This window comes from Photorhabdus africana, from assembly GCF_035181445.1.
Taxonomy (GTDB): Bacteria; Pseudomonadota; Gammaproteobacteria; order Enterobacterales; family Enterobacteriaceae; genus Photorhabdus; species Photorhabdus laumondii.
This window is the reverse complement of the sequence record NZ_JAXBVE010000232.1, coordinates 1-302: the sequence shown is the minus strand read 5'-3', so window position 1 is coordinate 302 and position 302 is coordinate 1. Positions and strand designations below refer to the sequence as shown.

The 302-nt window shown below is 45.4% G+C and carries 1 protein-coding gene; it reads right to left on the bottom strand.

Annotated features, from left to right (window positions below):
• Window positions 1-302 (bottom strand): hemagglutinin repeat-containing protein (locus tag SLS51_RS23545; RefSeq protein ID WP_323840884.1); only part of this gene is annotated, 302 nt, incomplete at both ends.

The following is a 302-nucleotide window of genomic DNA, read 5'->3' as shown; positions in this document are numbered from 1 at the left end:
CACTTAATGTCAGATTGTGTGATTTATCTAATCGGGTACCGGAGAGATCCAGATCGTTGCCCGCGGAAATCCGCAAATGATTATCGGCCGAAATTGAGGCTAATAACTCATAAGGCCGATTCCGCCCCATTTGGATGTCGCCTTCACGCACCAGAAGTTCAACATTTTCCCCTTTTAATTCTGCCTGACGGGCGGTGATATCCTTGCCCGCAATTAAGGTCAGATTGTTATTTGCCGCTAATTTAACCCGGTCGGCATTAATTTCATGACCCGCATTTAACGTTATATTGTTGGCTTTATCG